This is a genomic window from Leisingera sp. ABM4_103 (genome assembly GCF_056158685.1).
In genome coordinates, this window is record NZ_JBSWTU010000005.1 from 2,167,404 (window position 1) to 2,181,453 (window position 14,050).

The following is a 14,050-nucleotide window of genomic DNA, read 5'->3' on the forward strand; positions in this document are numbered from 1 at the left end:
CCTTTCAAATCCCGGCCGCGGCGTTCCCAATTGTTTGCCCGGCCGGCGTTTCACCATGTGTGCCGCGGTATGCTGCGGGTCACGGCACCGATGTGGAGAGCCGGGCGATCACGTTCAAAACAACTCAATTTGACTGTGCGCCCGGCGGCAGCGGGCTGTGCATTCCTGCGCAGAACAGGTGACAGGCTGCGATGCGGCGGGCAGAGTGGGGACAGGCAAACTGGAGGTCAGCATGACACACCCATCCCCCACCCGCCGCGCATTGTTCTGCGGGCTGGCCGCGGTCTTGATGGCGGCGGCAATGCCGGTCATCGCGCAAGACATCGGCGGCAGCTACCGCGCGGAGGGCCGGAACCCGGACGGCAGCAGTTACTCCGGCACCGTGCAGATCAGTCAGAACGGCGGGGCGATAGAGATGCAGTGGCAGATTGGCAGCCGAAGCTTTGCCGGCAGCGGCACCCGTAATGGCGACGTGGTTCTGGTGAATTGGGGCGACACCTATCCGGTGGTCTATGTGCGAATGCCCAGCGGCGAGCTGCACGGCACTTGGTCCAACGGCCGGGCGCTGGAGCGTCTCATCCCGTGACTTCCAGTGCGACGACGAAGCGGATCACTTTCTCCGCGGGCATCTCGCAGGGCTTCAGCCGCGCGCCGGATGCCAGCCGGTAGAGGTTGAGGCTGATGTAATCGGTGCCGCCCAGCTCCCGCGCTACCAGCTTCTGTGCCTTGCCTGCTGCCAGATCCTGCCGGGTGACAGTGTATTTTCTCCCATCGGCAATACCGGTGAAGGCCCCGAGCGGCAGCGCGTCGAAAGCTGCAAGAAAGGCTTGCAGCTCTGCGGCGGTCACTTTTGCCCGATCCTGGGTTCGGTGCCGGCCCGCAGCCGGGCGATATTCGCCGAATGGCGGACAAGGACAATCGCCGCCAGCAGCACCGACAGGGCAATCACCGGCTGATAGCCGAGCACAAATGCCCACACCGGCGCCGTCAGGGCCGACACCAGTGCCCCCATCGAGGAGATCCGGCTGACCGCCGCCGCCGCCAGCCACGTCAGGCAACTGGCGATGCCGACCGGCCAGGCCAGCGCCAGCAGCAGGCCCAGGAATGTGGCCACGCCCTTGCCGCCCTTGAAGCCCAGCCAGACCGGGAAGCAATGGCCGAGGAAGGACATAAGGCCGGCCACTTGCGCTGCATCCTCGCCGGCCAGGGAGCGGGCCAGCAGCACCGCCGCCGCGCCCTTGCCGCCATCCAAAAGCAGTGTCAGTGCCGCGGCGGCCTTGCTGCCGGTTCTGAGCACGTTGGTAGTGCCGATATTGCCAGACCCGATCTGGCGCAGGTTGCCGAGCCCTAGCAAACGGGTCACAACCACCCCGAACGGCACGGAGCCAAGGCCGTAGCCAATCACTGCCCAGAGGATCAGAACAGCAGCAGAGCTTTCAATAACTGGCATCAGTCCCTCCGGTAGACGGGCTCACCGGCCACATAAGTGGCTTCGACGCGGCCTTGCATCCGCTGGCCGTCGTAAGGGGTGTTCTGCGACTTCGAGCGCAGTTTGAAGCGGTCCAATACAAAGGGCACATCCGGGTCGAACAGCACCAGATCCGCGGACGCGCCTTCCGCAAGCCGTCCGCTTTCCAGCCCCAGCCGTTTGGCCGGGTTCAGCGACATGGCGCGGAACAGGGTTGGCAGGTCCAGCAATTCCGCATGGTACAGGCGCAGCGCCGCGGGCAGCAGCGTTTCCAGCGCCACCGCGCCGGCTGCGGCCTCTTCGAACGGCAGGCGCTTGCTTTCCTCATCCTGCGGCGTGTGCATGGAGCTGATGATGTCGATCAGCCCCGAACGCACCGCCTCGACCACTGCCAGGCGGTCCCCCTCGGAGCGCAGTGGCGGCTTCACCTTGAAGAAGCTGCGGTAGCCTGCCACGTCCAGCTCATTGAGCGTCAGATGGTGCACCGAGGTGCCCGCGGTGATGTCCAGCCCGTTGTTCTTGGCGCGCTCCAGCGCGGGCAGCGCGCGGGCGGTGGTGATCTGGTCGGCATGGTATTTGGCGCCGGTCATCTCCAGCAGAGCAATGTCGCGGTCCAGCCCCATCCGCTCTGCCATCGGCGAGACGGAGGGCAGGCCATAAAGCGCTGCGAACTTGCCGCTGGTGGCGGCCGCGCCTTTGCTCAGGCCCGGCTCCTGCGGGTGGGCGATAACCAGGGCGCCGCAGGAGCGGGCATAGGTCAGCGCGCGCTGAAACACCTTGGTGTTCTGAACCACGTGGTCGCAATCGGAAAAAGCCACGGCGCCGGCATCCATCAGGAAGCCGATCTCGGTCATCTCGCGTCCCTCGCGCCCCTTTGTCAGCGCCGCCATCGGCAGCACGTTCACCGGCGTATCCGCCTGGGCACGGCGGGTGACGAATTCCAGTGTCTCCGGGCTGTCGATTGCCGGGGTGGTATCCGGGCGGGTCACGATGGTGGTGACGCCGCCAGCGGCTGCCGCCAGCCCCGCGGTCTTATAGCTTTCCTTGTGCCGCTCGCCCGGCTCGCAGACCTTGACACCAATGTCGACGATCCCCGGCGCCAGGCATTTGCCGCCGCAATCCACAAGGGTCACATCTTCCGGCCTGATGCTCCGCGCGCGAAGCAACTGGTCAGGATCGGTGACGTTTTTTTCAACCGCCGCGATCCGCCCGTTCTGGACCAGCACCATGCCTGGTGTGTCGCTGCCACCCTCCGGGTCGATCAGGCGGGCGTTGGTGAAGAGAGTGCTCATGCCTTGGCTCTTTCGATTGCGTTGAGGGTCGCGGCCGGGTCGGCCTGGTATTTGATCAGATGCTTGCCGCCGTCCTTGGTGACCACCTGCACATAGCTGCCCATGGTTTTGACAGCTTCGATTTGCGTGACCGGAACTGAACGCCCGGCGGGGCCGGAGAGAGCCTCCCGGGTCAACGTCCAGACCACCGCCAGTTCCTCGCTGGCCATGTACCAGCCGCGCAGGGCGATGGCCGCCAGGCCGCCGATGGCACCGGTCCAGATGTGCGGGCTGCCCATGATCCACAGCACCGCCATGGCGCCGCCCATGCCAAGCGCTGCCATCCAGGCGTGGGCGCGGACATAGGCGCCGCGGTCCGGTCTGAATTCTTGCGCCGCCATCAGGTCACGAGCACCCAGATCAGCAGTGCAATCAGCAGCATCACCACGGCAAACAGCCCCGCACCGATGCGGCGGGCCTGCGACCGCGCCGCGCGCGGCGGCAGTTTCGGGGCGGAATAGGGCTTGGCGCTCTCGGCGGTTTCGGGCGGCGCGCTCCAGTTGGTCCGGCGCTCGCCATAGGTGCCGGTCAGCTTGATCTGATCCGCCGGGGTCAGCCGCGTTTCCTTGCCCTCAAAAGCGCGCGAGCGGATCAGCAGCACATGGCCTTCCTGCGCTTCCAGCATCGCGCGGTCTTCCTCCACCTGCGCCCGCGGCACGCCGCAGCCTTCGGTGAGGTAGCCTGTCAGGCCGATATCCTCCAGGTCGGAGACCGGGAAGACCTCCACCTGATCCATGTCGAGCGCCTCGATCCCCAGCACCTGCGCCAGCGCGCCGGGCTCCTTCAGGAAGGCTGCCTGCTCGGGCCGCATGTCGAGCGCAAACAGCCGGATCACACCGCGCTCGCCCGCCGGAATATGGATCACGCCATCCACGCCGTTCACCCAGCCTCAGCCAGGCGTTCGGCGCGCAGGTTGCGGGCCAGCAGGTCCATTGCCGCCATCCGAACCGCGACACCCATTTCCACCTGCTCCTGAATGACCGAGCGGTTGATGTCGTCGGCAAGCGTCCCGTCGATTTCCACCCCGCGGTTCATCGGGCCGGGGTGCATGACGATGGCGTCGGGTTTGGCTTGGCTGAGTTTGTCCGCGTCCAGCCCGTAGCGGTGGTAGTATTCGCGCTCCGAAGGGATAAAACCGCCGTCCATGCGTTCCTTCTGCAGGCGCAGCATCATCACCACGTCCACATCCTTAAGCCCCTCGCGCATGTCGTCATAGATTTCGGCGCCGAATTCTGCGAACTGGGCGGGCACCAAGGTTGGCGGGCCAATGAGGCGGATGCGGTTTTCCATCTTGCCCAAGAGGATCAGGTTGGAGCGCGCAACGCGGCTGTGGGCGATATCGCCGCAGATCGCGATGTTCAGCCGGTGCAGCCTGCCCTTGGAGCGGCGGATAGTGAGCGCATCCAGGAGCGCCTGGGTCGGGTGTTCGTGCTTGCCGTCGCCCGCGTTCAGCACCGCGCAGTTCACCTTTTGCGCCAGCAGGTCCACCGCGCCGGAATGCGGGTGGCGCACCACCAGCAGATCCGGGTGCATCGCATTGAGCGTCATCGCGGTGTCGATCAGGGTCTCCCCCTTTTTGATCGAGGACGCCTGCATTGCCATGTTCATCACATCGGCGCCCAGCCGCTTGCCCGCCAGCTCGAACGAGGCCTGGGTGCGGGTGGAGTTCTCGAAGAACATGTTGATCTGGGTAAGCCCCGCCAGCACGTCGGAGTGCTTCTCGGGGCGGCGGTTCAGCGCCACATAATCGTCGGCCAGATCAAGGATCGCGGTGATCTCATGCGGCTTCAGCGGTTCGATGCCAAGCAGGTGGCGGTGTTCGAAGGACATATGGGCGGCTCCGCTTGATTTGCCGGTTCTTATAGGCGGGGCGGGCGGATGCGGCAAGGCAGAGCAGGCGAGGGGCCGGCCCCTCGCGCTCCCCGGAGTATTTTCCGAAAGATGAAAGGCTTGAATCTGCGGCATCGCGGCGGAGGGGTGTTCCGCTTGCCGGCTGGGCGGAGTAGCTTGGGCGCATGGAATCGGCATTGGATTACTGGAGCGCCCGGGCGCTGTTGGAGTGGCAGGCGGAGCTGGGCGCGACCGAAGCGCTGTGCGACGCGCCGGTCGACCGCTATGCGCTGGAACAGGCCGCGCCGAAGCCGAAGCCGGGGGCAGCGCCGGCTCCGCCCCCCAAGCCCAAGGAGGTGAACCCCGCAGAGGTGGCTCAAAAGGCCGCCAAGGGGGCAGCGTCGCTGCCCGCCTTGCGTGATGCGCTGGCAGCCTTCGACCATTGCGACCTGAAACGCGGGGCGCGCAACCTGGTGTTCTCGGACGGCCAGCCTGGCGCGCGGGTGATGATCATCGGCGAGGCGCCGGGCAGGGACGAGGATCTGCAGGGCAAGCCGTTTGTGGGCCGGGCTGGGCAGCTCTTGGACAAGATGCTGGAGGCGATCGGGCTTAGCCGCGCCGAAAGCGTCTATATCACCAATGTGCTGCCCTGGCGGCCGCCGCAGAACCGCGATCCGCTGCCGGCGGAGATTGCCATGCTGACGCCTTTCCTGGAGCGGCATGTGGCGCTGGCGGAGCCGGATATCCTGGTGCTGATGGGCAATATCAGCTGCCAGGCGGTGCTGGGCAAGCGCGGTATCACCCGGCTGCGCGGCAAGTGGGACCAGGCCTGGAACAAGCCGGTGATCCCGATGTTCCACCCCGCCTACCTGCTGCGCCAGCCGTCGCAGAAGCGGCTGGCCTGGGCAGATCTGCTGGAACTGAAGGCGCGGCTGGGCAGCTTGTCCTGAGGAAATGCGATGAAAATCCTGGCGTTCTCCGACCTGCATCTCTCGGCCTCCCATGCGGCGGATATAGTGGCGGCCAGCGCCGGAGCGGATCTGGTGATCGCAGCGGGTGACTTCTGCAATTGCCGGCACGGTATGGACCGGGCAGTGGCGATGCTGGCCGGGCTGAAGGCTCCGATGGTGGCGGTGCCAGGCAACGGCGAAAGCGCCGATGAGCTGCGTGCCGCGGGTTTCCCGAATACCACGGTTCTGCATGGCAATGGTGTGGCGTTTGAAGGCCTGCGTCTGTTCGGGCTGGGGTATGGCGTGCCGGAAACGCCCTTTGGCAGCTGGTCCTGCGACCTGAGCGAGGTGCAGGCGGCGGCGATGCTGGCGGCCTGTGATCACGCGGATATCCTGATTTCCCATTCCCCGCCCAAGGGGCTGGGGGATGTGACCTCTGGCGGGCAGTCGGTTGGCTCCACCGCCGTCAGGGCCGCGGCGAAGCGGATCAGGTCGCAGCTCTTGCTCTGCGGCCATGTGCATGATTGCTGGGGCTTCCGCGGCACACTAGGCAGGACACAGGTGGCCAACCTGGGCCCCGCGGTTAGCTGGTTCGACGTGGAGCCTTGAGCGCTGATGCGGCCTGGCCCGTTTGCGCCCCGGCGGAAATATTTGCAGCGTTGGCCTTGCGGCTGGCGAGTACAGAGAGGACCTGACAGGCAATGTCCCGTATCGACGAAAACATGGAGTTCATCCCGGTCCGCATCGCGGTGCTGACGGTCTCGGATACCCGCAAGCTGGAGGATGACCGCTCCGGCCAGGTGCTGGTGGACCGGCTGGGTGAGGCGGGCCATGTGCTGGCCGCCCGCAAGATCATCCCCGATGAGCGGGCAGAGATTGCCGAGCAGCTGCGCGCCTGGGTGGCGGATCCGGAGGTGGATGTGGTGATCTCGACCGGCGGCACCGGCCTGACGGGCCGGGACGTGACGGTGGAGGCGCACCGCGATGTCTATGAAAAAGAGATCGAGGCCTTTGGCACCGTCTTTACCTGGGTCTCGATGCAGAAGATCGGCACCAGCGCGGTGCAGTCGCGCGCCACTGGCGGGGTCGCGGGCGGCACCTATCTGTTTGCGCTGCCCGGCAGTACCGGCGCCTGCAAGGACGGCTGGGATGAAATTCTTTCAAAACAGCTCGATTACCGCCACCGGCCCTGCAATTTCGTGGAAATCATGCCCAGATTGGAAGAACATCTGCGCCGGAAGTGACCGGCTGCGGCGTGTAACCTCGCAAACCCGTGCGGAAAATCATATATTTCCAACCGGGCACAAGGCATTTTGCGCTTTGGCAGGCCGCGCCCGCGGTCCCGGCAGCAGCCGCCACCGGAAGGGAGAAACATGCGCTTTTTGCGTCAGAGTGTGACAGGTGTATTCCTGGCGGCGGTCACGGCGGCACTGCTGCTTTATGCCGGGCAGCTGATTTTCAGTGCAATCGAGGCGCAGCTGAACGCGGAGAAGAAAGCTCCCCCGGCGCGGGAGCGGATTTTTGCGGTCAACGTGGTGACGGCGGAGCTGCAGACGGTGGCGCCGGAGCTGACCGCCTTTGGCCGGGTCGAGAGCCGCCGCACGCTGGAATTGCGCACGGCGGTTGGCGGCCGTGTGGTTCAGCTTTCTGAGGACTTTGAGGAAGGCGGCACCGTGCGCGCGGGCGAGGTGCTGGTGCAGATCGACCCGGCGGATGCTCAGGCGGCGCTGGACCGGGCCGAGGCGGACATGATGGATGCCCGCGCCGAGGAGCGCGATGCTGGCCGGGCGCTGGTTCTGGCGCAGGATGAGCTGCAGGCCACCCAGGATCAGGCGCAGCTGCGCGAGCGCGCGTTTCAGCGGCAGGTGGATTTGGCCGACCGGGGCGTCGGCACCGCAGCGGCGGTGGAAACCGCGGAGCTGGCGGCGGTGCAGGCGCGCCAGGCGGTGATCTCGCGCCGTCAGGCGGTGAGCCAGGCGGAGGCGCGGGCGGATCAGGCCGCCACCCGCGTGGCGCGTGCGCAGATTGCGCTGGACGAGGCGCAGCGGGATCTCGACGACACCACGATCAAGGCACGTTTCGACGGCACCCTGCAGGCGGTGAGCCTGGTGCAGGGGCGGCTGGTCTCGGCCAATGAAAAACTCGCGGATCTGGTTGATCCGGACCTGCTGGAAGTGGCCTTCAGGGTCTCGACTGCGCAATACGCCCGGCTGCTGGACACCGAAGGGCATTTGCTGCGGGCGCCTGTACGGGTGACGCTGGACGCCGACGGGGCGGGGCTGAGCGCCGCCGGGCAGATCTCCCGCGCCAGCGGTGCGGCGGGTGACGGGCAGACCGGGCGGCTGGTCTATGCGCGCCTGAACGCTGCACCGGGGTTTGAGCCCGGCGATTTCGTCACTGTCAAGGTGACAGAGCCTGAGGTTGCGGCAGTGGCCCGGGTTCCCGCCTCGGCGCTGGGGGCCGATGGCTCGGTGCTGATCCTGGGCGAGGAAGACCGGCTGGAGGCGCTGCCGGTCGAGCTGGTGCGCCGCCAAGGCGATGACGTGCTGATCCGCGGCGCCGGGCTGGAGGGCCGCGAGGTTGTCACCGGCCGCACGCCGCTCTTGGGCGCTGGCATCAAGGTGCGCCCCTTGCGCCAGGGCGCAGAGGTGCAGGCGCTTCCGGAACTTATCGAGCTGAGCGACGAGCGCCGTGCCCGGCTGGTGGCCTTTGTCGAGGGCAGCAGCGCGATGCCGTCTGAGATGAAGGCCAAGATGCTGCAACAGCTGGCTGAGGCGCGGGTGCCGGCGCAGCTGGTCACGCGCATTGAATCCCGGATGGGAGGCTGAGGGCCATGGTCCGCAAGCTCCCCCGGCCGGCCCGCGGGCTGTTCAGCTACTTCACCCGCCACCGCACTGCGGCCAATCTGCTCTTGGTGATCATGCTGGTGCTGGGGGCCGCTGCGATGCCCAACATGCGGGCGCAGTTCTTTCCGGATGTGATCGTTGAGCGGGTTACCGTTTCCGTCGAATGGGAAGGCGCCGGGCCGGAGGACGTGGACAACGCCATCGTCCAGGTGCTGGAGCCGGTGCTGCTGGCGGTGGATGGGGTGGAAGAAACCTACTCTACATCGCGGGAGGGGCTAGCAACGCTGACGCTGGAGTTTGAGCCGGGCTCCGACATGGGCCAGGCCGCCGATGACGTGCAAAGCGCCGTCGACGGGATTACTACCTTGCCGGAAGAAGCGGAGGAGCCGGATGTGCGCCGCGGTGCCTGGCGCGACCGGGTGACCGACGTGGTGATCACCGGGCCGGTGGGGGCCGGGCAGCTGGGGCTGTTCGCAGATGAGCTGATCACCCGCCTGTTCGAGGCCGGTGTCACCCGCACCACCATCCGCGGGGTTGCGGCGCCGGAAACCATCGTCGAAGTGCCGACTGCCAAGCTGATCACCCATGACATCACCATGCGCGAGATTGCCGAGGCCATCGCGGCGGAGGTTGATGCGGATCCTGCAGGCGACGTGACCGGCGCCAATGCCCGGGTGCGCACCGGCAGCGAGAAGCGCCAGCCGGATGAGCTGGAAGCCATCGTGCTGCGGACCAACGCAGACGGGTCCGTTCTGACTATCGAGGATGTGGCGGCCGTGCGGGTCGAGGGGGTGGACCGCAACCGCTCTTATTTCGTGGGCGAGCATCCGGCAATGTCGATCCGGGTCGACCGCTCTGACCAGGGCAATGCCATCCGCCTGCAGCGCCAGGTGCAGGAGGTGGTCGCGGACATGCAGGCGAGTTTGCCGCAGGGGGTAACGGCCCAACTGATCCGCACCCGCGCCGAACACATCACCGACCGTCTGAACCTGCTGGTCGATAATGGACTTATGGGGCTCGCTCTGGTGCTTTGCCTTCTGTTCCTGTTCCTCAACACCCGTATTGCGTTCTGGGTGGCGGTCGGCATACCGGCGTCGATGTTTGCCGCTGTGGCGCTGATGTATGCCGCCGGGATCACGCTCAACATGGTCAGCCTGTTCGGACTGATCATCACCCTGGGCATCGTGGTGGATGACGCCATCGTGGTGGGCGAACACGCCGATTTCCGGGTGCGGCGGCTGGGGGAAAACCCGGTGCAGGCCGCCGAGAATGCCGCCCGGCGCATGGCGATGCCGGTCTTTGCCGCAACCCTCACCACCATCATTGCGTTCTTTGGGCTGACCCTCGTGGGCGGGCGGTTCGGCGAGCTGATCCGCGACATTCCGTTCACCGTGATTGCGGTGCTGGCGGCCTCGCTGGTGGAATGCTTCCTGATCCTGCCCAACCACCTGGCCCATGCGTTGACCCATGCGCAGGCGCGGCACTGGTACGACTGGCCGAACCGGATGGTGAACCGCGGCTTCCGCTGGCTGCGCGATCATGCGTTCCGGCCGCTGATGGGGCTGATCGTTACTGCGCGCTACGCAGTGCTGGCTGGCGCGCTGGCGATCCTCGCCAGCCAGGCAGCGCTGTTCATCAACGGCGACGTGCAATGGCGCTTTTTCAACGCGCCGGAGCGCGGCTCGGTCACCGGCAATTTCGCCATGGTGGAGGGCGCTACCCGCGCTGATACAATGGAGATGATGCGGGAGATGCAGCGCGCGACAGAGGCGCTGGGGGCGGAGTATGCCGAACGCTACGGGCGTAACCCGCTGGACTTCGTGATGGCCGAGACCGGCGGCAATGCGGGCCGCGGCCTGTCAGGGGTTGAGGGCAAGGACACGGATCTGCTGGGCGGGATCTCGATCGAACTGATCGACGCCGACCTGCGGCCCTATTCCAGTTTTGCCTTCGTGGCGGAGCTGCAGGAGAAGGTGGCGCGCCACCCCATGGTGGAGACGATTTCCTTCCGCAGCTGGCGGTCCGGCCCGGGCGGCGATGCGCTGGACGTGCAATTCGCAGGCGCCAGCGTGCAGACGCTCAAGGCTGCTGCCGAGGATTTGAAGACCGCGCTGCTGCGCTTTCCTGAGGTCTCGGCCGTCGAGGACAACCTGGCCTATGACAAGGAGGAGGTGATCCTGGACCTCACCCCGCATGGGCAGGCGCTGAACTTCACCATCGGCAGCCTGGGCCAGGCGCTCCGGGCGCGGCTCAACGGGATTGAAGCAGCCACCTATCCCGACGGGCCGCGCAGCGCGTCGATCCGGGTGGAGCTTCCGCAGAATGAACTGACCGCCGACTTCCTGGAGCGCACCCTGATGCGGGCGCCCAGCGGGATCTACGTGCCTCTGGCCGATATTGTCTCGGTCACCCAGCGCACCGGGTTTTCCACCGTCCGGCGCGAGAACGGCATCCGGGTGATCAGCGTGACCGGCGACATCTCCGAGGACGACCCGGCCCGCGCCGAGGCGGTTATGCAGGCGCTGCAGGAGGAGATCCTGCCGGCTATCGCCAGCGAGCGGCAGGTGGAATGGCGCCTGTCTGGGCTGGCGGAGCAGGAACAGACGTTTTTGCAGGAGGCGGGCACGGGTCTGATCCTCTGCCTCACCGGCATCTACCTGGTTCTGGCCTGGATTTTTGCCAGCTGGACCCGCCCCCTGGTAGTCATGGCGATCATTCCCTTTGGCCTGGTTGGCACCATTTGGGGGCATTACATGTGGGAAGTGCCGCTCAGCATGTTCACGGTGGTTGGCCTGCTGGGGATGACCGGGATCATCATCAACGATTCCATCGTGCTGGTGACCACCATCGACCAATACGCCGAGGACCGCGGACTGGTGCCCTCAATCATCGACGCGGCGGCGGACCGGCTGCGGCCGGTGATGCTGACCACGATGACCACGGTGCTGGGGCTGGCGCCTCTGTTGTTTGAACGCGCGCAGCAGGCGCAATTCCTCAAACCGACGGTGATCACCCTGGTCTATGGGCTTGGCTTCGGCATGTTCCTGGTGCTCTTGGTGGTGCCGGCCCTGGTGGCGATGCAGCGCGACCTGTCGCGGCCGATGACGGCGCTGCGCCGGGCCATGCGGCGCGGGGCAGGGCACCTGCGCTGGCTGGTGCTGGGGACAGCGCTGGCGCAGCTGGTTTGGCTGGTGCTGACCCTGGGCTGGGCGATGGCCACGGGAGCACTGCATCCGCTGCTGCGGGCGGCGCCTGTGCTGGCGGCAATGGAGCCCGTGCGGGCCGGGCTGCTGGCCTGTGTGCTCGGGGCGCTGGCGTTGGCGTTGCTGGCCTATCTGGCCGGGGGTGCCGTCTACCGGTTCAGCGCCCGCCAGCGGGCCTGAGCCAGCCGGGCGACTTCGCCCACCTGATCCAGCAGCTGCAGGCCGCGGCTTTCGATCTCTGCGATGGGAATCCATTCCGCCTGTTCGGCATCGTCATCCGGCACCGGTTCGCCGCTGGTGTGCTCGCACAGGACAACGGTCAGCAGGTACTGGCGCTGCACCGCGCCCGGCTCGGCGCGGACAATCACATCCACATTGGTGAGATATTCAACCGGCCGGGCAGACACGCCGGTTTCCTCCATCAGCTCGCGCGCGGCGGCCTGCAGGGCAGTCTCGCCCATTTCCACATGGCCGCCGGGAAATCCCCACCAGCCCGCGTTCGGCTCCTTGCCGCGCTGCACCAGGATCACGTGGTCCTGGCCGTAAAATTGGCGGCAGACCACGGCAATGGTGCCGACCACCGGGCGCTGCGAGCTGTCAGGAGGGCTCATCCGGCGCTGCAGCCCTGAATGTCGACTGCATGATTGCGGCCCAGCACGGTGATCCGCAGCTGCGAGCGGTCAATGGCATAGGCGCTGCCATCGGCGGGCAGGAACTCGGTCTCCGCTACCAGCAGCCCGCCCTCGCGGCGTGTGGTGGTCTCCCCGGCATAAAGGTTGGGCGAGCCTGGCTCGATCACCGCAACCTCCTCGCCGCCAGCCGGGGGCATCGAGATGCGGGCGGTGACTTTCATGCCGTACTCAGACGGGCGCAGGCTGCAGGCGGCGTGGCGCACGCCGGCTTCCTTGGCTGACCAGGGGCGGCTCGCGAGCGCTGCGGCAATCGCCGGGTTGCGGCCTGCATCGCTATCCAGCTGGTGGTCAAAACTCAGCTCGGCAGGCACGCAGACATCCTTGCAGACACCCAGCTGCATCCGCCCTTTGAGGCGCACCGGCTTGCCAGCGGTCTTGGGGGTGATCTCCACCGGCAGCACCAGCTGGTCATGATAGCCGATGGTGCGGTAGCCGGAGGTCAGGAACACTTCCGGCGCGGGCCAGGTGATCGACAGCGCGCCGACGTTGCGCGCACCCCGCCAGGAGAAGCTGGGCGGGATGCCGGCGTCGCCCGGCGCGCGCCAGTAGGTCTTCCAGCCAGGCTGCAGCTTGACCCGCAGCGCGCCCATATAGGTGCCGCGCGGCGTCATGCCGCCGTCCAGCACTTCGATCTCCACAATGTCGCCGTCCACGGCGCCGGAGATGGCCGGAGTGCCTGCCGCCAGAGCCAGCAGAGACGCCGCGCAGGCAGCCGCTTTGGTCAGTATCTTACTCATGCACAGATAAATGCGCCCAGCAGCGCGGTTTGCCAAGTCACGATCCGGTCATTGGCTGCCCATCGCCCTGTGTTTGCGGCAAATTTGCCGGAGGCTTCACCGCCCGGCGCATTTGCGCCCCTTGCGTGCGGGGCGGCTGCGCGTCATGGTGGGGGGAGGCAGCAGAAAGACGGAAATTCATGGATCTGACTGGCAAGCTCTTGATTGCAATGCCTGGAATTGGCGACCCCCGGTTCGAGCACGCGGTGGTTTTCCTATGCTCGCACGGCGAGGAGGGGGCGATGGGGCTTATCGTCAACAAGCCCGCCGACGGCGTGGCGCTGGGCGATCTGCTGGAGCAGCTGGACATGGGCGGCGAAGGCAGTGCCGCGGCCGCTTTGCCGGTGCGCTTTGGCGGTCCGGTGGAAACTCAGCGCGGCTTTGTGCTGCACACCCCGGATTACGAATTGGATGTGAGCTCGCTGAAGGTGCCGGGCGGCTTTTCGATGACCGCGACACTGGACATCCTGGAGGATATCGCAGGCGGCAAGGGGCCCAAGGACCTGCTGGTGCTCTTGGGCTATGCCGGCTGGGGTCCGGGGCAGCTGGAGTCGGAGATTGCGATGAACGGCTGGCTGACGGCGGAGGCGAGCCCCGAGCTGGTCTTTGGCCTGGCCGATGACAGCAAATGGGAAGCTGCGCTGAAAACGCTGGGTGTGGATCCTCTGACCCTCTCGGCCAGTGCGGGCCACGCCTGAAGCAGGCGGCAGCAGGGGGCCACAGTGTCCCAAGTCAAGGGAGTACTCCCGCCCTTTGTTCCGATCATCGAGGATGACCGGAGAAAGGTTGGGCCGGGCGCCGTGCTGGCGCACGGCGCGGGAGCGCATGGCAGCAGGCGTCCCGGACTGCAAAACGTGATTTCCAATTGCTGCAAAGCCTTCCAACCCGTGATGCAATGATTGGAAATGCCGCCAACCTCGCCGCGCTTGCGCGGCGCCTGGCCCAACGCTTTGC

15 protein-coding genes are annotated in these 14,050 nt (G+C 66.4%); 7 read left to right on the forward strand and 8 right to left on the reverse strand.

The features are described from left to right. Positions 1-232 precede the first annotated feature (232 nt). A complete protein-coding gene (gene lfb1 / locus ACXAED_RS12190) occupies positions 233-586 on the forward strand; it encodes an LIC10280 family protein (protein WP_475050068.1) in 354 nt (117 codons plus the stop codon). Here lfb1 and ACXAED_RS12195 read toward each other — a convergent pair. From ACXAED_RS12195 to ACXAED_RS12220, 6 genes are read right to left on the reverse strand one after another with little or no spacing between them, the layout of a single operon-like run. Continuing rightward, the gene (locus ACXAED_RS12195) at positions 576-848 is read right to left on the reverse strand and encodes a hypothetical protein (protein WP_475050071.1); all 273 of its coding nucleotides are present in this window, start codon (positions 846-848) and stop codon (positions 576-578) included. The genes lfb1 and ACXAED_RS12195 overlap by 11 nt on opposite strands. Continuing rightward, the gene (gene plsY, locus ACXAED_RS12200) at positions 845-1,450 is read right to left on the reverse strand and encodes a glycerol-3-phosphate 1-O-acyltransferase PlsY (RefSeq protein WP_475050074.1); all 606 of its coding nucleotides are present in this window, start codon (positions 1,448-1,450) and stop codon (positions 845-847) included. The genes ACXAED_RS12195 and plsY overlap by 4 nt, the downstream gene beginning before the upstream one ends. Then, on the reverse strand, positions 1,450-2,760 hold the full coding sequence (gene pyrC / locus ACXAED_RS12205; RefSeq protein ID WP_475050076.1) for a dihydroorotase: 1,311 nt from the start codon (positions 2,758-2,760) through the stop codon (positions 1,450-1,452). The genes plsY and pyrC overlap by 1 nt, the downstream gene beginning before the upstream one ends. After that, complete coding sequence (locus ACXAED_RS12210) at positions 2,757-3,140, reverse strand: hypothetical protein (RefSeq protein ID WP_475050078.1); 384 nt, start codon at positions 3,138-3,140, stop codon at positions 2,757-2,759. Before ACXAED_RS12210 ends, pyrC begins: the two co-directional genes overlap by 4 nt. After that, the gene (locus tag ACXAED_RS12215) at positions 3,140-3,673 is read right to left on the reverse strand and encodes a hypothetical protein (RefSeq protein ID WP_475053104.1); all 534 of its coding nucleotides are present in this window, start codon (positions 3,671-3,673) and stop codon (positions 3,140-3,142) included. Before ACXAED_RS12215 ends, ACXAED_RS12210 begins: the two co-directional genes overlap by 1 nt. Positions 3,674-3,678: 5 nt before the next feature. Beyond that, complete coding sequence (locus ACXAED_RS12220; protein WP_475050080.1) at positions 3,679-4,629, reverse strand: aspartate carbamoyltransferase catalytic subunit; 951 nt, start codon at positions 4,627-4,629, stop codon at positions 3,679-3,681. A gap of 185 nt (positions 4,630-4,814) precedes the next feature. Here ACXAED_RS12220 and ACXAED_RS12225 point away from each other — a divergent pair, with 185 nt between their 5' ends. The 5 genes from ACXAED_RS12225 (at position 4,815) to ACXAED_RS12245 (ending at position 11,808) form a co-directional block, all read left to right on the forward strand. Next, positions 4,815-5,579, forward strand: coding sequence for a uracil-DNA glycosylase (locus tag ACXAED_RS12225; RefSeq protein ID WP_475050082.1), 765 nt, complete (start codon positions 4,815-4,817; stop codon positions 5,577-5,579). A 9-nt stretch (positions 5,580-5,588) separates the two neighbouring features. Further along, positions 5,589-6,188: a metallophosphoesterase family protein gene (locus tag ACXAED_RS12230; protein ID WP_475050083.1), complete on the forward strand. Its 600-nt coding sequence runs from the start codon at positions 5,589-5,591 to the stop codon at positions 6,186-6,188. Between the two features lie 92 nt (positions 6,189-6,280). Continuing rightward, positions 6,281-6,823 carry a molybdenum cofactor biosynthesis protein B gene (gene moaB / locus ACXAED_RS12235; RefSeq protein ID WP_475050086.1) on the forward strand — a complete coding sequence of 181 codons (543 nt, stop codon included), beginning with the start codon at positions 6,281-6,283 and terminating at the stop codon, positions 6,821-6,823. A 129-nt stretch (positions 6,824-6,952) separates the two neighbouring features. Next, the gene (locus ACXAED_RS12240; RefSeq protein ID WP_475050089.1) at positions 6,953-8,407 is read left to right on the forward strand and encodes an efflux RND transporter periplasmic adaptor subunit; all 1,455 of its coding nucleotides are present in this window, start codon (positions 6,953-6,955) and stop codon (positions 8,405-8,407) included. A 5-nt stretch (positions 8,408-8,412) separates the two neighbouring features. After that, complete coding sequence (locus ACXAED_RS12245) at positions 8,413-11,808, forward strand: efflux RND transporter permease subunit (protein ID WP_475050090.1); 3,396 nt, start codon at positions 8,413-8,415, stop codon at positions 11,806-11,808. Here ACXAED_RS12245 and ACXAED_RS12250 read toward each other — a convergent pair. Beyond that, complete coding sequence (locus tag ACXAED_RS12250) at positions 11,778-12,239, reverse strand: NUDIX hydrolase (protein ID WP_475050092.1); 462 nt, start codon at positions 12,237-12,239, stop codon at positions 11,778-11,780. The genes ACXAED_RS12245 and ACXAED_RS12250 overlap by 31 nt on opposite strands. Continuing rightward, positions 12,236-13,057, reverse strand: coding sequence for a protein-disulfide reductase DsbD domain-containing protein (locus ACXAED_RS12255; RefSeq protein WP_475050094.1), 822 nt, complete (start codon positions 13,055-13,057; stop codon positions 12,236-12,238). Before ACXAED_RS12255 ends, ACXAED_RS12250 begins: the two co-directional genes overlap by 4 nt. Before the next feature lie 179 nt (positions 13,058-13,236). Here ACXAED_RS12255 and ACXAED_RS12260 point away from each other — a divergent pair, with 179 nt between their 5' ends. Next, the gene (locus ACXAED_RS12260) at positions 13,237-13,794 is read left to right on the forward strand and encodes a YqgE/AlgH family protein (protein WP_475050096.1); all 558 of its coding nucleotides are present in this window, start codon (positions 13,237-13,239) and stop codon (positions 13,792-13,794) included. The last annotated feature ends 256 nt before the right edge of the window (positions 13,795-14,050 follow it).

Bases quoted from the DNA above. Each gene is read 5' to 3' on its own strand.
- lfb1 (WP_475050068.1), top strand. From the start codon at position 233: ATGACACACCCATCCCCCACCCGCCGCGCATTGTTCTGCGGGCTGGCC.
- plsY (WP_475050074.1), bottom strand. From the start codon at position 1,450: ATGCCAGTTATTGAAAGCTCTGCTGCTGTTCTGATCCTCTGGGCAGTG.
- pyrC (WP_475050076.1), bottom strand. From the start codon at position 2,760: ATGAGCACTCTCTTCACCAACGCCCGCCTGATCGACCCGGAGGGTGGC.
- ACXAED_RS12210 (WP_475050078.1), bottom strand. From the start codon at position 3,140: ATGGCGGCGCAAGAATTCAGACCGGACCGCGGCGCCTATGTCCGCGCC.
- ACXAED_RS12220 (WP_475050080.1), bottom strand. From the start codon at position 4,629: ATGTCCTTCGAACACCGCCACCTGCTTGGCATCGAACCGCTGAAGCCG.
- ACXAED_RS12225 (WP_475050082.1), top strand. From the start codon at position 4,815: ATGGAATCGGCATTGGATTACTGGAGCGCCCGGGCGCTGTTGGAGTGG.
- ACXAED_RS12230 (WP_475050083.1), top strand. From the start codon at position 5,589: ATGAAAATCCTGGCGTTCTCCGACCTGCATCTCTCGGCCTCCCATGCG.
- moaB (WP_475050086.1), top strand. From the start codon at position 6,281: ATGTCCCGTATCGACGAAAACATGGAGTTCATCCCGGTCCGCATCGCG.
- ACXAED_RS12240 (WP_475050089.1), top strand. From the start codon at position 6,953: ATGCGCTTTTTGCGTCAGAGTGTGACAGGTGTATTCCTGGCGGCGGTC.
- ACXAED_RS12245 (WP_475050090.1), top strand. From the start codon at position 8,413: ATGGTCCGCAAGCTCCCCCGGCCGGCCCGCGGGCTGTTCAGCTACTTC.
- ACXAED_RS12250 (WP_475050092.1), bottom strand. From the start codon at position 12,239: ATGAGCCCTCCTGACAGCTCGCAGCGCCCGGTGGTCGGCACCATTGCC.
- ACXAED_RS12255 (WP_475050094.1), bottom strand. From the start codon at position 13,057: ATGAGTAAGATACTGACCAAAGCGGCTGCCTGCGCGGCGTCTCTGCTG.
- ACXAED_RS12260 (WP_475050096.1), top strand. From the start codon at position 13,237: ATGGATCTGACTGGCAAGCTCTTGATTGCAATGCCTGGAATTGGCGAC.